Origin of the sequence: Robertkochia aurantiaca (genome assembly GCF_020166495.1) — a bacterium.
Taxonomy (GTDB): Bacteria; Bacteroidota; Bacteroidia; order Flavobacteriales; family Flavobacteriaceae; genus Robertkochia; species Robertkochia aurantiaca.
In genome coordinates, this window is record NZ_JAINZS010000006.1 from 524,389 (window position 1) to 544,205 (window position 19,817).

At 44.6% G+C, this 19,817-nt stretch carries 17 protein-coding genes and 1 tRNA gene; 9 read left to right on the top strand and 9 right to left on the bottom strand.

The genetic code is table 11. The annotated features are described in order from the left end of the window. Nucleotides 1-298: 298 nt before the first annotated feature. Together K7R10_RS13490 and K7R10_RS13495 are read right to left on the bottom strand one after the other, a co-directional pair. Nucleotides 299-565: a GIY-YIG nuclease family protein gene (locus K7R10_RS13490; protein ID WP_224485248.1), complete on the bottom strand. Its 267-nt coding sequence runs from the start codon at nucleotides 563-565 to the stop codon at nucleotides 299-301. Nucleotides 566-755: 190 nt separating this feature from the next. Continuing rightward, a tRNA-Phe gene (locus tag K7R10_RS13495) sits at nucleotides 756-828 on the bottom strand. Between the two features lie 115 nt (nucleotides 829-943). Here K7R10_RS13495 and K7R10_RS13500 point away from each other — a divergent pair. The 7 genes from K7R10_RS13500 to K7R10_RS13530 all read left to right on the top strand — a co-directional run bounded on the left by K7R10_RS13500 (nucleotide 944) and on the right by K7R10_RS13530 (nucleotide 8,627). Beyond that, on the top strand, nucleotides 944-1,672 hold the full coding sequence (locus K7R10_RS13500; protein ID WP_224485249.1) for a type III pantothenate kinase: 729 nt from the start codon (nucleotides 944-946) through the stop codon (nucleotides 1,670-1,672). Beyond that, on the top strand, nucleotides 1,672-2,940 hold the full coding sequence (bamG, locus tag K7R10_RS13505; protein ID WP_224485250.1) for a BamG family beta-barrel-assembly machinery protein: 1,269 nt from the start codon (nucleotides 1,672-1,674) through the stop codon (nucleotides 2,938-2,940). Before K7R10_RS13500 ends, bamG begins: the two co-directional genes overlap by 1 nt. 35 nt (nucleotides 2,941-2,975) lie before the next feature. Next, a complete protein-coding gene (locus K7R10_RS13510) occupies nucleotides 2,976-4,343 on the top strand; it encodes a tetratricopeptide repeat protein (RefSeq protein ID WP_224485251.1) in 1,368 nt (455 codons plus the stop codon). Nucleotides 4,344-4,376: 33 nt separating this feature from the next. After that, a complete protein-coding gene (lptC, locus tag K7R10_RS13515; protein WP_224485283.1) occupies nucleotides 4,377-4,904 on the top strand; it encodes an LPS export ABC transporter periplasmic protein LptC in 528 nt (175 codons plus the stop codon). 53 nt (nucleotides 4,905-4,957) lie between these two features. Next, nucleotides 4,958-5,152, top strand: coding sequence for a DUF6526 family protein (locus K7R10_RS13520; protein WP_224485252.1), 195 nt, complete (start codon nucleotides 4,958-4,960; stop codon nucleotides 5,150-5,152). 3 nt (nucleotides 5,153-5,155) lie between these two features. After that, entirely contained in the window at nucleotides 5,156-6,430 is a 1,275-nt protein-coding gene (locus tag K7R10_RS13525; protein ID WP_224485253.1) for a hemolysin family protein, read from the top strand. 91 nt (nucleotides 6,431-6,521) lie between these two features. Beyond that, entirely contained in the window at nucleotides 6,522-8,627 is a 2,106-nt protein-coding gene (locus K7R10_RS13530) for a peptidylprolyl isomerase (RefSeq protein ID WP_224485254.1), read from the top strand. An 82-nt stretch (nucleotides 8,628-8,709) separates the two neighbouring features. On the opposite strand, the gene K7R10_RS13535 is transcribed toward K7R10_RS13530, so the two are convergent. Both K7R10_RS13535 and K7R10_RS13540 read right to left on the bottom strand, forming a co-directional pair. Beyond that, nucleotides 8,710-9,693: a GYDIA family GHMP kinase gene (locus K7R10_RS13535; protein ID WP_224485255.1), complete on the bottom strand. Its 984-nt coding sequence runs from the start codon at nucleotides 9,691-9,693 to the stop codon at nucleotides 8,710-8,712. Between the two features lie 7 nt (nucleotides 9,694-9,700). After that, nucleotides 9,701-11,029: a hydroxymethylglutaryl-CoA reductase, degradative gene (locus K7R10_RS13540; RefSeq protein WP_224485256.1), complete on the bottom strand. Its 1,329-nt coding sequence runs from the start codon at nucleotides 11,027-11,029 to the stop codon at nucleotides 9,701-9,703. 176 nt (nucleotides 11,030-11,205) lie between these two features. On the opposite strand from K7R10_RS13540, the gene K7R10_RS13545 reads away from it, so the two are divergent. After that, complete coding sequence (locus K7R10_RS13545; protein ID WP_224485257.1) at nucleotides 11,206-13,425, top strand: S9 family peptidase; 2,220 nt, start codon at nucleotides 11,206-11,208, stop codon at nucleotides 13,423-13,425. 28 nt (nucleotides 13,426-13,453) lie between these two features. Beyond that, nucleotides 13,454-15,010 (top strand): peptide MFS transporter, encoded by a 1,557-nt coding sequence (locus tag K7R10_RS13550; RefSeq protein ID WP_224485258.1) that lies wholly within the window; start codon nucleotides 13,454-13,456, stop codon nucleotides 15,008-15,010. Here K7R10_RS13550 and K7R10_RS13555 read toward each other — a convergent pair whose 3' ends face one another. From K7R10_RS13555 to surE, 5 genes are read right to left on the bottom strand one after another with little or no spacing between them, the layout of a single operon-like run. After that, the gene (locus K7R10_RS13555; RefSeq protein ID WP_224485259.1) at nucleotides 15,011-16,999 is read right to left on the bottom strand and encodes a ComEC/Rec2 family competence protein; all 1,989 of its coding nucleotides are present in this window, start codon (nucleotides 16,997-16,999) and stop codon (nucleotides 15,011-15,013) included. It abuts the gene before it with no gap. A gap of 31 nt (nucleotides 17,000-17,030) precedes the next feature. Then, complete coding sequence (locus K7R10_RS13560) at nucleotides 17,031-17,606, bottom strand: C40 family peptidase (protein WP_224485260.1); 576 nt, start codon at nucleotides 17,604-17,606, stop codon at nucleotides 17,031-17,033. 23 nt (nucleotides 17,607-17,629) lie between these two features. Further along, nucleotides 17,630-18,742, bottom strand: a complete 1,113-nt coding sequence (gene lpxB / locus K7R10_RS13565; RefSeq protein WP_224485261.1) for a lipid-A-disaccharide synthase — start codon at nucleotides 18,740-18,742, stop codon at nucleotides 17,630-17,632. A gap of 13 nt (nucleotides 18,743-18,755) precedes the next feature. Then, nucleotides 18,756-19,037, bottom strand: coding sequence for a hypothetical protein (locus K7R10_RS13570; RefSeq protein ID WP_224485262.1), 282 nt, complete (start codon nucleotides 19,035-19,037; stop codon nucleotides 18,756-18,758). Further along, complete coding sequence (surE, locus tag K7R10_RS13575; protein ID WP_224485263.1) at nucleotides 19,030-19,806, bottom strand: 5'/3'-nucleotidase SurE; 777 nt, start codon at nucleotides 19,804-19,806, stop codon at nucleotides 19,030-19,032. The genes K7R10_RS13570 and surE overlap by 8 nt, the downstream gene beginning before the upstream one ends. Between the last annotated feature and the right edge of the window lie 11 nt (nucleotides 19,807-19,817).

The window sequence follows — 19,817 nt, forward strand, 5'->3', positions numbered from 1 at the left end:
GTTATTAGTTATTGGGTCTCTACCCATGTAATTTCATTACTTCATTACCTCATTACTTCATTACCGGTATAACTGGATAACTGCATAACCGTATAACTGAATAGGGATTTGTGATTGGTTATTAGTTATTGGGTCTCTACCCATGTAATTTCATTACTTCATTATCTCATTACTTCATTACCTGTCTACTGGATAACCGCATAACCGACAACCCTATAACTAAAAAACCCAGCCATATGGCTGGGTTTTTATGTGGTACCTCCAGCCCCGAAGCGTCGGGGGAACCAGGGACGTCATATCATAATTCATCAAGAATATTTGGGTCTGAGAGGATCTTCCTGATGAAAGTCCTGCTTTTCATTCGCTTGATAAATCCTTCCAGATATTTTGCTCTTTCAGGGTCAGGACATTGATAAGTGAGTACAAACTTCCAGTCTTGAGCGATTTTTGTGAAACTTTGTGCATAAGCATGCGAGTTATGCTTAATTAGTCTTTCGTCCAGATCTACAGTAATACCGAAATAAAATCTATCGACTTTTTCGCTGTAAATGATGTATAAGTGCATAGGCCTGAATATAAAACAAAAAAACCGAGCGTTTGCTCAGGTTTTTAGTGGTGCCTCCGATGGAGAAGCATCGGCAAATCAATATTTTTTCTATTGATAGATGGGCTGATATCATAAAGAGGGTCACGCTTAATCTCATTACCGACAACCCTATAACTAAAAAACCCAGCCATATGGCTGGGTTTTTATGTGGTACCTCCAGGAATCGAACCAGGGACACACGGATTTTCAGTCCGTTGCTCTACCAACTGAGCTAAGGTACCAGTTGCTTACAGTATTACTGCGATTGCGGGTGCAAATATATGTGCAAAATTAATATCTGCAAAGGAAAAGTAAAAAAAAACGGTTTCGTAAATTTGCAGGAATTAGCGCGCTGGAATGAACTTGGTAATAGACGTAGGAAATTCATTTATTAAAGTAGCTGTTTTTCAGGGAACACAGCTCGTTTCCATAGAATTTTGCAAGGAAGAAAACTTTAATACCTGCATAAGTCATTGCTTCAATGCCCATCCCGATATCGAGAGAGCCATTATCTCTTCGGTAGGCCGGCTCGATGCAAAACGACTGAAAGCCCTGAAGGTATTCTGCCCGGTGCACGAGCTTTCACATGAATCTAAGATACCTTTCAGGAATCGCTATGCCACTCCCCGGACTTTGGGCATGGATCGAATTGCATTGGTTTCATCGGCCTTCTATCATTATCCTCATACCAACTGCCTGGTGATCGATGCCGGAACCTGTATCACCTACGATTTTATCAATGCAGAAAGCGAATATCTCGGAGGCGCTATTTCACCCGGACTCCAAATGCGGTTCAGGGCGCTTCATGAATTCACCAGCCGGCTTCCGCTGGTTGAAGAAACCGATTATGAGGATTTGATCGGGATTTCTACAGATTCTTCAATAATTACAGGTGTAATAGGGGGTGCAGCTAAAGAAATTGATGGAATCATCGCCGAATACCTACAAAATTTCAAAGATTTAACAGTTATTTTAACAGGGGGCGATCACCTAATTTTGTCAAAAAGAATTAAAAATACCATATTTGCCCATTCAAATTTCCTCCTCGAGGGATTGAATTACTTATTAGAACTCAACAAACACTAATGATAAAGAAGTTATTTGTGCTAGTGACCCTGACTGTTGCCCTATACAGTTATGGTCAGGAAGGTAGTGTGTCGCCCTATTCTTTCTATGGAACCGGAGAACAGCGTTTCAGGGGAACTATGGAAAATCGTATGATGGGAGGGATGAGTGTATATTCCGACAGTATTCATTTAAATTTACAGAACCCGGCCTCGCTTTCAAAACTGAGGCTCACCACCTTTAACGTGGCAGGTTCTTACAACCGCACCAGTCTGAAATCGGATATAAATTCAGAAACGGCATCTAATGTGACGCTCGATTATTTCGCTTTGGGATTTCCGTTGGGAAATAAAGCCGGGGTGAGTATGGGCTTATACCGTAATACGGCCGTTGGTTATCGCATTGCTGACCTTAATGAGAGTGGAAGCACCCCTGTCCTCAGTCGTTATCTGGGAGATGGTGGTGTGAACAGGGTTTTTGTGTCTTTTGGTTTTGAACCGATCAGGAATCTTTCGATCGGAGCTACCGGGAACTTTAATTTCGGAAACGTCGAAAACGAACTGACGCGTATCTTTGAAGATATCCCTTACGGAACCCAGGAGATCAGCCGTTCTGAATACAGCGGATTCGATTTTAATGTGGCGATGAACTACCGAACTACCATCACCGACAGGTTAACGATGTACAGTTCAGCTATTTACGCTCCCAGTAATGAGATTTCGTCGAGTAATTTTCGACAAATATCTACTATCTTTGTAAATAACGATGGTGATGAATTGCCAATTGTACGTGAAGAAGTAGACCTGAGAGCCCTCGGGCTTAATTCGACCTATCTAAATATGGCCGAAAGCTACACGCTCGGTCTGGGTGTAGGGCAGGAACGCAAATGGTTTCTCGGAGCTGAATACCAATATAAGAAAACCAGCAACTTCGAGAATGAGTTCCTGGATCTTAATAATGGGGCTTATGAGGATTATGAGCGTTTTTCAGCCGGTGGTTTTTTCATCCCCGATTATGATTCGTTCACAAGTTACTGGAAAAGAGTGGTCTATCGTGTCGGAGTGCGAAATGAGCAAACAGGACTTATTGTAAATAATGTGCCTGTTTATGATTTTGGCATGACTTTTGGCTTAGGTCTACCACTGGGTGGTTTTTCCAGCGCGAATGTTGGCTTTGAGTTCGGAAAGCGTGGAAGTACCTTTCAGGGAAGGGTAGAAGATAATTACTTCAACCTCAATATAAGTTTGTCACTGAGTGACAGATGGTTTGTTAAATCTTTAATCAATTAAACACAATAACCCGTATAACCCATAAAATAAGAAAGATGAGAAATAAACTTTCAGTAGTTTTAGGTCTTTTGGGCGCTGTAGGCTTTTCTTACGCTCAGGCTCAGAATCCTGAGTGTATGCAAAACCTGTCGATTTTCGCTGAGCATGCGAAAGTCAAGAATTATGACGCGGCTTATGAACCATGGAAAATGGTTTATGAAAATTGTCCGGAGTTGCATTATGCCACCTACGCCTATGGAGAAAAGATTCTGAAACATAAGATCGAAACCGAAGAGGCTAATAAAGATCAGTATGTGGCTGCACTTGCAGACGTATATGAAAAGGGCCCTCAGTATTTTCCTAAAAAATTCACAACTGCAGGAAGTTTGATCGATATTGCTCTGCTGCAATACGACAATAAAACTGCCAGCAAAGAAGAGATTTACAACATGCTTGATAAAGCATATAAGGAGGATCGCGATAATTTCAAGAATCCGAAGGCTTTGTACCTGTATTTCTCTACCCTGGTAGATCTTCACGGAGAAGGTAAAAAAGACCTGCAGGACGTTTTTGATACGTATGATGATGTTACAGGTAAGATCGAGGACGAAAACCGGGAGCTTGCTGAGACCATACTGAAATATGTTGAAAAAGACTCATCAGGAACTCTTACATCTAAGGAAGAGCGAATTCTTAAGGCAGCCAGAACAAATGGTGAATCTTATGAAAAGATCAGTGGAAGTATCGACAGTAAGTTGGGTAGCCTGGCCGACTGTGATAACCTGATCCCTCTTTACCAGAAGAATTTCGAAGAGCGTAAGAATGATGCTGAATGGCTTAAAAGAGCCGCCGGTCGTATGGATTCTAAAGACTGTACCGGAGATCCGCTTTTCGTGAAGCTCGTTGAAGCTCTTGATGCGCTTGAGCCGTCGGCTGCTTCTAAATACTATCTTGGTTCTCTCTACGAAGAGCAAGGTCAGAGTTCAAAGGCTATGGATTTTTATAAGCAGTCTATAGATCTGGAGACAGATAAGTACAAAAAAGCAAACAAGCTTTACTCTATAGCTGTTAAGGCCAGAAAAAGAGGACAAAAATCAACAGCGCGTAATTATGCGAACGATGCCTTGTCTTACAATCCTTCAATGGGTAACGCTTACCTTTTGATCGCCAGTCTGTATGCAGACAGTGCCAACGAGTGTGGTTCTACTCCATTCGAAAAGCGTGCGATCTACTGGAGAGCTGCTCAGATGGCCAGAAAGGCTGCTCAGGTTGACCCTTCGCTGGGAGGTAAGGCTGCAGCTGCTGCCAACAGTTATGAAGGAAGAGCGCCAAGCCGTTCTGATATCTTCAGCTCAGGCATGGCCGGTAAGACCATCAAGTTCAATTGTTGGGTAGGTGGAAGCGTGACCGTGCCTTCACTATAAGCAATGAACAGAAGACATATTAAATATATTATGATGAACATTGTCACAGTTTGCGCTGTGACAATGTTTTTTTCTTGTAGGGGTGATATCAGCGAAGTGCAGGAGATTAACCGTATTGATAAGATACCTAATGGCGTGGCAGAAAACTTCCGGTTAAAATACACCGACTCCACCCACCTAAAGGCTGTTGTGAGCGGTCCGCTCTACAAGGATTTTGGTAACCAGTCTTTTCCCTATCAGGAGTTTCCTGAAGGTGTTTACGTAGAGTATTATGGCGATAATGACCAAGTGAGTACCATACAGGCCGACTACGGAATCGTTTATTCCGGTACCGATCTCATCGATCTGCAGGGTAATGTGGTAATTAAAACCCATGACGGGAAGATCCTGAGGGCTCCTCAGCTTTATTGGGATCAGACTAACGACTGGATATTCACCGAAGAACGATTCACCTTTGAAAGCGATGAATACGATATCGAAGGGGTGGGTATCGATTTTAACAAAGAATATACTCAATTGCGGTTCCGTCAGGGGAAAGGGGATGCCGTGATCGAAGAATAGCGCATTTATTTGACTTCACCATTTTTTATTACATTTGAGTTCAACCATACTTCATGAAATATTTTAGAATTTTTGAGATCGTTTACCTTGTGATCGCCGTGATTTCTGTGATCGAGGTCGTACAATTGTGGAATGTTAACCGCGACCGTGCCTGGATATTTGTGGTATTTGCGGTTATCTCGATAGCCATGTTTCTTTTCAGAAGGCATTACCGTAAGAAATTTCAAGACAGAAATAAGAAAGACTAGACTATGACCCTGGAGATTGCCATCATAGCGGTTTCTTTGATCTTTTCGGCTTTCTTTTCAGGGATGGAGATCGCTTATGTCTCTTCCAATAAGATTCATATAGAGATCGAGAAAAAACAGCAGGGAGTGCTGGCCAATGTGCTCAGGAGGCTCACGGCAAAACCTTCCCGCTTCATTGCCACCATGCTGGTTGGAAATAATGTAGCGCTGGTGGTCTATGGGTATTATGCCGGTGATCTCATCGTTGACCTGCTATACCCGCAATACGTGGGAGCCGCATCGCTGCCGTTTAACGTGATACTTATTCAGACCCTTATTTCGACCCTGATCATCCTGATCACGGCCGAATTTCTTCCCAAGGTCTTCTTTCAGATCTACGCGAATAGCCTGCTTAAGATATTTGCAATTCCTGCGTTTCTGTTTTACCTGCTTTTTTATTTCGTTTCGACCCTGGTGATCAGGATCTCTGATTTCCTGTTACGAGTGTTTTTTAAGACGGAAGGAGATGAGGTGCAGCTTGCTTTCTCGAAGGTGGAACTGGGAGATTACATCTCTGAACAGATGGAAGCCGCCAATGAAGAAGATGACCTTGATTCTGAAATACAGATCTTTCAGAATGCGCTGGAATTTTCAGAGGTAAAGGCCCGGGAAGTGATGATTCCGCGAACAGAAATAACAGCTGTTGAGCTCCATGAATCACCTAAGGGGCTGGCAAAGATCTTTACCGATACAGGTTACTCCAAAATTCTGGTTTATAAAGATACCATCGATGATATCATCGGGTATGTGCATTCTTTTGAGCTCTTTAAAAAACCGAAGGGGATCAAGAATATCATGATGCCGGTCGAATTCGTTCCGGAAACCATGCTGATTGCCGATGTACTGGAGATCCTTACCAAGAAACGCAAGAGTATTGCCGTGGTGTTGGACGAGTATGGAGGAACTTCAGGAATGATGACCGTGGAAGACATAGTGGAAGAACTGTTCGGCGAGATTGAAGACGAGCATGACAGCGTGGCCCTGGAAGAAGAGCAGATCAGTCATAACGAGTTCAGGCTTTCAGCCAGGCTGGAGGTCGATTATATCAATGAAGAGTATAAACTGACCCTTCCTGAAGGAGAGAATTATGAAACCCTGGGAGGGCTCATTGTGAATCACCTTGGGGAGATTCCGGAAAAGGATGAGACCATTCGCATCGACCGTTTTCTTTTTACGGTACTTGAAGTTAGTAATACCAAGATTAACCTTTTGCATCTCAAAGTTCTCGAAGACGATTAAAAATGCCGATATAATCGGTTTTACGGTTTTTATTATTACAAAAAAATGGTATTTTCGCCCACTGTAATTTGTAAAAAAACCTATTTATTAAATGGCAATTCTAGAGAAAATCAGAAGCCGTTCCCTGTTTCTTATCCTGGTAATCGGACTGGCTTTATTTGCATTCGTGATTTCCGGAGTATTTACCAGCAATGGTGCAGGAGGGAAATCGGTGATCGGAGAAGTTAATGGTGAGAGTATTTCCCGCGAGGAGTTCGGACTGATGGTAGAGAACACTGCCAGAAGATTAGGTCCAAACGCAACCACCCTTCAGGCTGTGAATCAGGTATGGAACCAGGAAGTTCGACAGCTGATCATGGAACAGCAGTTCGATGAGCTCGGTATTCGTATCGAGAAAGACCAGATCCTTGAGGTGGTGAAGGCAAACCCGGCTCTGGCTTCAGACCCTGCCTTTCAAAATGAAGCAGGCGTTTTTGACGAAAATAAGTTCATCGAATTTATAGCGCAGCTCAGGGCTAATAACCCTGCCGGTTACCAGCAGTGGCAACTGCAGGAAGATGCCCTGATCAACGCACAGATGGAGCGTTCATACTTCAACCTTATCAAGGCTGGTGTGGGTTCAACTCTTAAAGACGGGGAGCTCAATTATCACTTTGAGAATGACAAGGTAGATATCAGCTATGTGAAAGTTCCTTATTCAAGCATCGCAGACAGCACCGTCACGGTAACAGACAACGAGATTAAAGAGTATATCAAAGAGCATGAAGATGAGTTCATGCAGGAACCTTCTCGTGATATTCGTTATGTTTTCTTTGCTGAAGAACCTTCTGAAGAGGATATCGCCGCGATCGAAGAAGAGATCACTGCTCTTATCGACGGGCGAGTGGTTTTCGACGAGGCTGCCAATCAAAACGATACGCTTCCCGGATTCAGAACAACCACTCAGGTTCGGGATTTTGTTAATGTAAATTCTGATATCGAATTCGATTCTACTTACGTGGCCAAGAAAGATCTTCCGGCTGCCTATGCAGACAGTATTTTCGTTTTAGAGAAAGGTGAGGTTTTTGGACCTTATAAAGACGGAGATTTTTATAAGATCACACGATTGATCGATCGCAAGGAGGGTGCTATGGTTAAGGCCAGTCACATACTTCTTGCTTATGATGGATCCGGAGCGCAACCTAAAGAATCAAGAACCAAGGAAGAGGCTGAGGCTCTTGCTCAGGACTTGCTGAAGCAGGTAAATGCTGATCCTTCTGAGTTTGGAACCCTGGCTCTGGAATATTCAGACGATCCCGGTTCATCTGCTCGCGGAGGAACTTATGACGATATTCCTGAGGGTATGATGGTTCCTGAATTTAACGATTACATCTTTGGTAATCCTGTTGGTTCAACCGGTGTTGTAGAGACCGAATTCGGTTACCATGTTATCAAGGTAGACGATAAGTACCAGGGGGTACAACTGGCGACCATTGCCCGTGAGATAGAGCCTTCTGAAAAAACACTGAGTGATCTGTTCACTGAGACCACTAAATTTGAAATGGATGCTGCAGAGCAGGATTTCAAAGAATTGGCAGAAGTATCAGACTATGCCTTGCGCCCGGTAAGAAATATTCAGCCGTTAAACGAAAACATTGCCGGTATCGGTAACCAAAGATCCCTTGTTCAATGGGCCTTTAACGATGATACCAAAGTTGGGGCTGTTAAGCGTTTCAGCGTAAGCGGAGGCTATGTGGTAGCTCAACTGACCGCCAAACGTAAAGAAGGGCTTGCCAGACCGCAGGATGTGGCTTTCAGAGTGAAGCCTGTCATTATGAAGCGTAAAAAGGCAGAGATTATCAAGGAAAAGTATGCCGGAGAGACTATGGCTGATCTGGCCAAAGCCGCCGGAGTGAACGTTGCATCGGCTTCAGGTCTGACCATGAAAACTCCAAATATAGCCGGAGCAGGGAGAGAGCCTAAGGTTGTAGGTATTGCTCTTGCCATGAAAGAAGGTGCTACTTCTGATCTTATAGAAGGAGAACAGGGAGTGTTTATGATTGAGGTGACAGAAAAGGAGATTGCTCCAAGCCTCGATAATTATATCACCTATTCGAATTCTCAGAAGACCCTTAACAGGAACCGCGTTTTCTCAGCAGCATATAACGCGCTGAAAGAACAGGCCGAGATCGAAGATGATCGCGCTGAAGTATACTAAGAAGATTAGTAATTATACTATAACAAAAGCCTCCTTTTCGGGAGGCTTTTTTTGTTTGTGAGATATTTTGTCTTCAGCTCTGTTACAGCGATTCGGGGTGAACCATCTGCTTATAAGGAATCACGGTATCATAACCTTTCCCGATGAAATATACTGGTGTATTCGAGTCGCCGGCTGCCAGGATAAAATCACCTCCCCATGCTCCCAGGCTCTTAATACTGCCGTTATAATCTGAAAATAACCGCTGCTGTACAGGTTGTATGCCGATGATCTTACCTACCAGGGTTTCATGTTCCGTCATGATCAGCTTGAAATCGTCAAGTGTTGAGGCTGAAACGGCTTCTCTGGTTAGTCTGTTGACCTGATCAACAGCCGCAGACAGCTGCTTCTTTTGTTGCTGATATCTTGAGATCCCTTCCCGGCTGTTTTGTTTTTTATTGAGATATATAAAATACAGGTCATCGATAAATGGTGGTTTGAATGCGCATGGGGTGATTTCAGGCCCTCCTGAGTTGATCCTGTAAATAATCGGTGTATTGGTCCCCGCACATGCAATGTCATATCCACTGCCGCCAAAGGTTTTCTGCAGCAAAACGTAGGGGTCTGTTTTTGACCAGGCCGCAAGGTTATTAACCAGGGTAGAGGAGGTGCCTAACCCCCAGTCTTTTGGGAATTGCAACCGGGTTTTGATCACATAGCCTTCAGCTGAGAGAAAGTTTTGGTTGAGTTCCCTGGCACTGAAAAGCAGCTGAAGCAGGCGTAATGTCTTCGCATTATCGTTGGTTTGTATGTGCCGGTTTTCTGAGATGACGTCCGCATTCAGGGCTTTCATTTCGCTTCCGGAGTTGCGGAAAAGTCGGTGAAACTCATCGAGGGCGATGCTGGCTTCAAACCAAAGATTCTGCTCTTCATCTAAACTGTACCATTGTAATAAAGCGCTTTGTGTTTCTTTGACTTCTAATGATTGCCCTCTGGAAGTAGGCACGGCAAGTCCCTGAGCGCCATCAAGTATAAGATATTCGCCCGTGAGTAAAAGTTTGCCGTTGCTATGAAAACTTCCAGACATCAGTCGCTTAGGGTTGTTTTCTTTTGTGAGCTTCGTACACCTTGATTACATCGCTGTGGGTTACGGTCTTATTTTTGAAATACGAGGCCATGTAATTCTTTTCTTCCTCGGTGGCTTCCAGCTGATTGAGAATGTTCATCAGGTGCATTTTCATGTGGCCTTTCTGAATACCGGTGGTGATAAGGCTTCTGATAGCTGCAAAATTTTGAGCCAGCCCTGCTACGGCAGCGATCTGCATCAGGTCTTTTGCTGAAGGGTTGTCAAGTATTTCGAGTGATAGCCTGACCAGGGGATGCAGGGAGGTGAGTCCGCCAACTGTCCCAAGGGCTAAGGGGATTTCAATGGAAAAATGAAAGGTGTCTTCTTCGATCCATGCTTTTGTCAGACTGGTGTATTTGCCGTTTTTGGAAGCATAGGCATGTATGCCTGCTTCAACGGCTCTGAAGTCATTTCCTGTAGCCAGCACCACAGCATCGATACCATTCATGATGCCTTTGTTATGCGTTACGGCTCTGTGTGGTTCTACACGGGCAATATCAACGGCTCTGACGAACTTTTCAGCGAATGAGCCGGGTGTGAGTTCCCTGTCTTCATCAAGGTCTTTTACCGGGCAGCTTACACTGGCCCTGACCACGCAATTGGGGACATAGTTCGAAAGTATGCTCATTACGATCTCGATGTCTTTTTCTGCATCATCGAAACCATCCCATCCAACCGCTTCCTCTTTGAAGGTTGCGGCGAACTGTTCAAGACATGAGTTGATGAAATTGGCGCCCATGGCATCAAGCGTTTCGAAAGTGCTATGCAGCTGGAAATACCCTGGTAGTTCCCCGGTTTTATCGATAAGCTCGATACCGGTAATTCCTCCTCCTCGCTTTTCCATATTTTTGGTGATATGCGAGGCTGCGGAAAAGAGCTTTGGCTTGATGGCGGTAAAGAATTTTTGCAGTCTTTTTTTATGACCCTGATAGATGAAATGAACCTGACCGATCTTTTCGGTACCCAAAACTTCCGTTTTGAATCCCCCGCGTTCCATCCAGAACTTAGCAGCCTTACTCGCAGCTGCGACCACCGAACTTTCTTCTATCGCCATAGGAATGGTATAGTTCTGCCCGTTGATCAGGAAATTGGGTGCCACCCCGAGCGGCACGTAAAAATTCGTAATGGTATTCTCTATGAACTCATCATGCAATTGCTGTAGCTTGGCGTCATGATTCCAGTATTTCTTAAGAAGGGAAATGCCTTCATCAGGATTGGAAAAATAGTGAGAGGCAAGCCAGTCGATCTTGTCTTCTTTCGATAGTTTGGAAAATCCTTTAACCGGAGGAACCGTCATATTATCTGGTGCTTTTTGAGCAAAGATAATAATATTGACCTCTGAGAGAGGCAGAGGACTTTGCTTTTTGTTATGGGGGTTTTAAGTTTTCGTATTCAAATCTTTAACTTTAAAAGTTGCCATTTATATGAAATTATTAGTATTATTGACCGCTTTAAATAAATCTTTCCCCAAGAATGAGAAAAATTCAGGTTCTTACACTTCTGTTTCTCGGAATGCTGTCTTTGTCAACAGCACAAAATAAAAAGATAACTCTCGAAAAAATTTACGGAGGCGCCTTCAGAACTGAAGGAATGGACGTGCTTCGTTCCATGAATAACGGAAAACAGTACACAGTGCTGAACTTTGACCGGAATACCCGCTCTTCCAGCATTGATAAATACGACTACGAAACCCTGAAGAAAACAGAAACCATACTTTCTTCTTCAGCACTTCCCGAAATTCAGTATTTCACATCCTATACCTTTAGTGATGATGAGCAAAAAATACTGTTATCGACCCAGGTCGAGTCTGTTTATCGCAGGTCGACACTTGGTGTTTATTACGTCTATGATCTTCAGACGAAGGAGCTGATCAAACTCGCAGATCAAAAGATACAGGAACCTGCCTTTTCTCCTCAGGGAGATAAGGTGGCTTATGTGTTCGAAAACAATATCTATATCAAGGATCTTGCAGATAAGAGCACCCTTCAGGTGACCACCGACGGAAAGAAAAACGCTGTGATCAACGGGGTGACCGATTGGGTCTATGAAGAAGAATTTGCTTTTGTAAGGGCCTTCGACTGGAATGCTGATGGAACCTATTTGGCTTACATTCGTTTTGATGAAACTAGGGTGCCCGAGTTTTCCATGGATGTTTACGGAGAGCAACTGTACCCGCAACAACATGAATTTAAGTACCCGAAAGCGGGAGAAGATAATGCCGAGGTAAGCCTTCATGTCTATGAACTGGAAGGAGAACAGACCTCAGTGGTAGACCTGGGTGAGGCCTATTACATTCCCAGAATCCTCTGGACTAAAGACAACGATAAATTGAGTGTTCAGGTGCTGAATCGTCATCAGAACGATCTCAGGCTCTTCCTGTACGATCTGGAGGAGGGAGAAGCCAAATTGATCATGCAGGAGACCGATGAGGCCTATGTGGATATTACAGACAACCTCACTTTTCTCGATGATAACAGCTACATCTGGACCAGTGAAAAAGATGGTTTCAATCACATTTACCATTATGCTGCAGACGGAAAGTTAAAGCAGCAGGTTACAGACGGCCCCTGGGAAGTGACCGCTTTCTATGGGTATGATCCACAGACCAAGAGGGTGTTTTATCAGTCGGTAGAGACCGGAAGTATCAATCGGGATGTGTACAGTATCAGAATCAATGGAAAGGGGAAAAGACGTTTGAGCAGTGAAACCGGAACGAATCATGCAGATTTCAGCGCCGATTACACTTATTTCATCAATAATTTCAGCAGTGCCTCTACTCCAAACCGCTATACCCTTCATAATGCAAAAGACGGTTCTCTGGTTAAAGCGATCGTTGATAACGAAGACCTGAAGGAGGAGCTGAATGAGGCCTATGCGATTCTGCCCAAGGAATTCACGACCATAGAGATAAATGGAAATGATCTGAATATGTGGATCATTAAGCCACGTGACTTTGACCCCGAAAAATCGTATCCCATGCTCATGTATCAATATTCAGGACCCGGTTCCCAAAGCGTGGCGAACCGTTGGAACGGAGCCAATGACTACTGGTATCAGATGCTGGCAGATCGTGGTTTTGTGGTTGCCTGTGTAGACGGGCGCGGAACCGGCTTTAAAGGTGCTGATTTTAAGAAAGTCACTTACCGGGAATTGGGCAGGTACGAGGTGGAAGATCAGATCGCTGCCGCAAAGAAACTGGCGGAAAGATCTTATATAGACGAAGAAAGAATAGGTATCTTCGGTTGGAGTTACGGGGGCTTTATGAGCAGTAATTGTATACTCAAAGGGAGTGATATTTTTAGTGCTGCCATCGCTGTGGCTCCGGTAACAAGCTGGAGATTTTATGATACAATCTACACCGAAAGATATATGCGAACCCCGCAGGAGAATCCGGAAGGTTACGATGATAACTCTCCCTTGAGTCATGTTGATAAATTACAGGGAGATTACCTGCTGGTACACGGTTCTGCTGACGATAATGTTCATGTGCAGAATACCATGCGAATGGTAGAGGCGCTGGTTCAGGCTAACAAGCAGTTTGAATGGGCAGTCTATCCCGATAAGAATCATGGAATCTATGGTGGAAATACCCGGGTGCATCTGTTTACCCGGATGACCGATTTTCTTATGGAATCGCTGAAACCGGAAATGGAGGCAAGTCCATCAGAAAATACCCCTGTAGGGCAGGAATAACAACGAAATAACTCTAACTAATACTGATATGGAATTAAAATACGGTGGATCAGAAATTAACCAGCGGACGGTTTTAGGCCATCCGTCAGGTCTTTTTGTGCTGTTCTTTACAGAGATGTGGGAACGGTTCTCTTACTACGGAATGCGTGCTCTTTTGGTGTTGTTTTTAACCTCGGCTATACTTGATGGCGGATGGGACTGGAGCAACGAAGAGGCATTGAAGTTGTACGGGATCTATACCGGTTTGGTTTATCTGACCCCGATTCTTGGAGGTTTAGTGGCCGATAAATTTCTCGGATACAGAAATTCAGTAGCATTAGGTGCCCTTATTATGACTTTGGGCCATGCTTCCATGGCACTGGAAGGTTTAACCGGTTTCTTTTTTTATCTGGGACTTGGTTTATTGATCGTTGGAAACGGGTTGTTTAAGCCGAATATTTCTTCCATTGTTGGTCAGCTTTATAAAACACAGGGAAAGGAAAAAGACGCAGGTTATACCGTTTTCTATATGGGTATTAATGCCGGGGCTTTCCTGGGAATTCTCCTCTGTGGATACATCGGAGAAACAGTGGGATGGCATTACGGTTTCGGCCTGGCCGGGATCTTTATGTTCTTCGGTATGCTGCAATTCTGGTTCGCGCAGGGAATTTTCGGAGATATCGGCCTGAAGCCTAAGAAAGGGAAGGTTGAATTAAAAGGAAATGTAACCAAGGAAGAAGCCGAACATCCGGAGGAAGTCTACAGGGATCGTGGAATCGTGATAGCGGTCTTCGCTTTCTTTACCGTATTCTTTTGGTGGGCTTTCGAACAGGCAGGTGGATCGATGACGGTCTTTGCCAATAATTATACAGACAGGGTACTGGTGGGTGATGGCGCGATGACCTTTAAGATCGTGAATTCACTTATCGCTGTAGTACCTATGCTGATCATTACCTGGGTGCTGGCTATGTTATTTAAACAGACTTTTGGAAAATATGCTTTATCAAATGTGTTTCTCGGAATCAGTTTCGTGATCATCTGGGGTATTGTAATATGGATGCTCCAGCGTCAGTTCGGTGAAGACACAGCAGAGGTGCCGGCATCGTGGTTCTCGGTTCTGAATTCTTTGTTTATCATACTTTTTGCACCGGTCTTTTCACGTGTCTGGCAAAAGGTCTGGGATCCTTCAGGTCCAGTAAAATTTGCCCTGGGCTTACTATTGCTCGGACTTGGATTTGCTTTCCTGGCCTATGGAGCCAGTAATATTCCGCAGGGAGCTCAAACTGCTGCAGTGAGTATGATCTGGTTGATTTTGGCATACCTCTTTCATACGCTTGGAGAATTATGTATCTCACCAGTCGGACTCTCCTATGTGAGTAAGCTGGCGGCACCAAAGATCGTTGGTCTTATGTTCGGACTCTGGTTTATTGCCAATGCTGTTGCGAACCTTTTGGGTGGAATTACAGGAAGCTATATCGACCAGATATCATCTGAATACGGCCTTTCTACCTTCTTCCTGATATTTACCCTGATACCTATCGGTGCGGCCGTAGTCATGTTAGGTCTTAGTCCGATGTTGAAAAAGAAAATGCACGGGATTCGCTGATCAGTTTCCTGTTTCTATCATAAAATATCCCTTTTCGCCGGTATAGTGAAAAGGGATATTTTTTTTAGCAGCGCTTTGTTTCCAGCGTTTTACCAAAAAGGGACTGTTGCTGCCATCGGCTACGATGACCTCGGGCGAAGACGTTTCGATAAGCCGGTCCATGTTTACCGGAGGTGAATAAGACAGCCATACTATTTTATTATTACCAGAAATATGACCTGTATATCCCAGGCTGTCCAGTCGGATCAGGGTCTTATCTCCCCATTCAGACTTTAAAGGTGCCTCTCGCTGTTGATATCCTTCTGCGAGATGTTCTCTCATCACAGGTTCAATCAGGTCTTTCTTTAAGGTTTCCTGGCTCCACAACTCCGTTTGATGATTAGTCATTGCTAGGGCAGAGCTTTTTCTGTATCCGTGTAAAATGTACAATCTCCCGGGGCGGGTTTGCCATGCGTGAAGGTAGACGGCCTGTGTAAACAGAAATGCCAGGCAGAAAGGTATGATGTGGACGAATTTTTTTCTTTTTAGCCATAACCAAAGAAACAGGATGGCAGCGGTAAGGCCCAGGGCCATGCCGCCGGTGAAGAACAGTCCGGTGAACCTGAATCCTGAGACAGAAGCCCCGAACTCTATGATACCGTTCATAAGGTTTACCAGAAAGCTAAATGTCGAATTAACGAATGAAAGCAACAGACCGGGTAGGGGAACAAGGCTTAAGATCAATGCCAGTATTACTAAGGCGGTAAGTAAAGGAACCAGGAATACTCCGCTGATCAGGGAGAAAACAGACACTTCATGGAAGTGGAACAACAATAGGGGCAGCACCCCTATCTGGGCGGCTAATCCGGCGAGAAAGAGATCATACAGATATCGTGCTGCCCTGTGGCCCGGTTTGTAATAACTGCGCAATACTGGGTGGAAACAACAAATACCGAATACCGCGGCATAACTCAGCTGAAATCCGGTCTCAAAGAGGTAGGCAGGTCTGAATATAGTTAACAGCAGGGCAGATATGAATAGCAGACTCACAACATTTTGATATTTATGCTGTAAGAGGGTCAGACTGAGAAAACTGAACATCACCACAGAGCGAAGCACCGAAGGTCCCAAGCCTGTTACCGATGCATAACACCATAGCAGTATGATCATAAAAGCCGGAAGATATCTGCGGGTAGGGGGAAAATACCGCAATGGGAAAAGCAGGAGATAGAAAAAAGACGAGATAATTCCGAGATGCAACCCTGAGATAGCCAGAAGATGGGCAGATCCTGATCGTATATAGGATTGTCGCAGGGATCGGTCTAATAGATCTTTTCTGCCGAAAACAAGAGCCTGGGCAAGCTGTCTGGCCTCAGGATCCCTGATACGGTTGTCAAGCGAGTCTGAAAGCCTGAATCTGAGAGCTTGCAGTTTGTTGTAAAAGTTATCAGATGTCAACTGAGGGATATAGTAGCTTTCTGTCTTAACCCGGTGAAAGATGTTTTGGGTCGCCATATAAGAGCGGTAGTCGAACTGATAAGGATTCTTGGCTGAGGGAATAGGTTCCGGAGATTCCCTGGTGATCAGTATAACACCCGGTTTGATGTCTTTTTGAGCCTGATCAGGATCTGCAACCACCAAAACCGTTCCTGTGCATCTGTGATGACCCGCCTGTATCACATCAGCCGAAAAAGTGGCGCTTTTCTCATTCCTGGTTAAAGGTTCTTTAATGCGTAAAAACAGCATGGTATTTTCATTGTGCCACCTGGAATAATGCGAGTCGGGTGTGTCAGACTGGCTTACTTTTTGAGAAAAGATCCCGGCAAGTATGAAGATCAGAAACCAGAAACAGGCATGATGATATAGCTTCCGTATGAGAAGGAAAACAGAAAACAATACGATGACTCCGGAGATCGTGCAGACCGTATTCAATTCGTGAACGGCGGCTCCAATAAGAATGCCTGTAAGGAAACCCGAGGTTATGGTTGCTATGGGAAAATTTACGCCCATAGCTAAAATTACTTAAAAAGAAGTAAATTACCTACATGATTCTACGGGCATGATCGAAGGCATAATTCCAGTAGCCTTCATCAAGGGAGGAGACGAGCACCCCTCTTGATGAAGTCGAATGTATAAACCGAATCTCGCTTTGTGAAACCTCGACCACCAATCCGACATGATTGATCCGGTTTTTCTTTCCGGTGGTAAAGAACAGCAGGTCTCCCTTTCTTACTTCCTCCAGGCTTATGGCATCACCTTGTTTGGCCATTTGAAAAGAGGCTCTTTGAATGGGTATCTCATATTTTGTAAATGCCACGTAGATCAGTCCTGAACAGTCCATTCCCTTTTTTGTCGTTCCGCCGAATTTATAGCGTACCCCGGTATAATCAATGGCTGTTCGAACGATGTCATTGACCAAAGGATTAAAAGTATTGTCTGTCGGCTCTTCAGGTTTGTTCTCCGGTAAGGATGACTCATCTCCGGCTGCCGCGATGGCGGCCTTTGCCTTGTAATTAATGGCGCTGTTGTCAGAGGCAGCAACAGAGATGCTCTTTTGCTTTGATTTACAGGCGACCAGCAGTAAGAGGATCGCAAGGATCGGAAGTTTTGCTTTCATTTTCCTTTGGGGTATGCCCCAAATTAGGAAATTTTTTCGAAAATAAGCCTGGCGGCCTTTTTGCTGGCGCCCCTTCCTCCCAGTTTTTTCTCAAGATGGTAGTAGTCAAGAAAAATACGTTTTCTGACCTCCGGTTCCAGAATCTTCCCGAGTTCCTTTTTGAGATTTTTCGTATTCATCTCATCCTGTATAAGTTCTTTCACCACTTCTTTATCCATAATGAGGTTCACCAGGGAAATGAATTTGAGGGTAATGATTCGTTTGGCGATCTGATAACTGATCCAGTTGCCTTTATAACAAACCACCTGAGGTATTTTAAAGATGGCAGTTTCAAGGGTGGCGGTACCGCTGGTCACCAGGGCCGCGTAAGAAACGCTCAGCAGGTCATAGGTTTTGCCTGTTACAAAATGCACGTTGCTACTCCCGATAAAGGATTCATAGAATTCGTAATCCTGACTGGGAGCTCCCGCGATCACGAACTGGTACTCAGGAAAGTCTTCGGTTATACTCAGCATCACCCCCAGCATGTTGGTGATCTCCTGTTTCCGGCTGCCGGGAAGCAGGGCAATGATCTTCCGCTTGTCAAGCTGATTTTCTTCCCTGAAGGTTTCCGGGTCTGGTGCTTCACGGTCGCCTATGGCATCAAGCAGGGGATGCCCTACGAAATTCACGGGATATTTGTGTTTCTTCTCATAGAATTCCTTTTCAAAGGGAAGAATCACGAACATCTCGTCAATGTCACGCTTGATTGCATGGATGCGTCCTTCTCTGGATGCCCAAACCTGTGGGGAAACATAATAGAAGGTTTTGAACTTTTTGGGTTTCGCCCATTTTGCGATACGCAGGTTGAAACCTGAATAATCTATAAAGATGATCACGTCGGGCTGATAGGCTTCAATATCTTCTTTGCAGAACCTGATATTTCTGAAGATTGCGGGAAGGTTGGCCAAGACTTCGAAGAAACCCATAAAAGATTGCTCCTTATAATGCTTGACAAGGGTGGCTCCTGCCTGTTGCATAAGGTCTCCTCCCCAAGCCCTGAATTCGGCTTCAGCGTCGGTTTCCTTTAGTGCTTTGATCAGGTTTGACCCGTGAAGGTCTCCTGAAGCTTCGCCTGCGATGATATAATATTTCATGGAAGATCAGGAATCAGAAGAATTTTAAAATAAGAATGATGAATGCGCTGAGTATGGTAGCCATCAGCACACCTCTTGCCCGGGCATCTCTCTTTAGTTTCAGGAACCCGAAAAAGGCTCCCAGGTTTAAGATGGCCCCGAGTGCAATCAGGCTTCCCAGATGATCGGTTTCCTGAGAAGCTTTTATTGTTGCGGCAATGCTCAGATCTGAAAAGAGCAGGATATACAGCAGTATGCCGATTACGTTAGCGATGATTCCGACAGCGAAGCCGATACCGATTTCTTTTTTAGTCATTGAGTTTCCAGGTATTTAGATCTTGAATGGCGTGATGGGCGGTCAGGTCGAACTGAACAGGTACCACTGAAACGAAGCCATTGGCGAGTGCCCATTCATCGGTGTCTTCACCTTTGTCCTGGTTGATAAATCGCCCTGTAAGCCAGTAGTATTCTTTACCCATAGGGTTGGTTCTTTTATCGAATTCCTCCACCCAGTTTGCTTTGGCCTGTCGGCAAACCTTGATGCCCCTGATCTCTTTTTCCGGCAGCTTCGGGAAGTTGACGTTCAGTACCACACTTTTAGGTATGCCATTTTTCAAAGCTTCCTCGGCTATGGTGCGCACATGGTTTCTGATCGGTTCAAAATCGGCATCCCAGGAGTAATCACAGAGGGAGAAACCGATTGCCGGTATGCCTTCGATTCCGGCTTCGACCGCGGCACTCATGGTGCCTGAATAGATCACGTTTATAGATGAATTGCTTCCGTGGTTGATACCGCTCACACAGAGGTCAGGCTTACGGTCAAGCACTTCATTCACGGCCAGCTTAACACAATCGGCCGGCGTACCGCTGCAACTGAATTCGCGGTGATCCTGTTCGTCATTGTTGACCGCGTTACAATAAAGGGTGTTGTTTACAGTGATAGCGTGACCCATGGCGCTTTGTGGTTTGTCTGGGGCAACCACCACTACATCCCCCAGTTCTTTCATAATGCTGATGAGCATTCTGATGCCGGGAGCCGTGATACCGTCGTCATTGGTGACCAGAATTAATGGCCTTTCTTTCATAGCGAAATCTT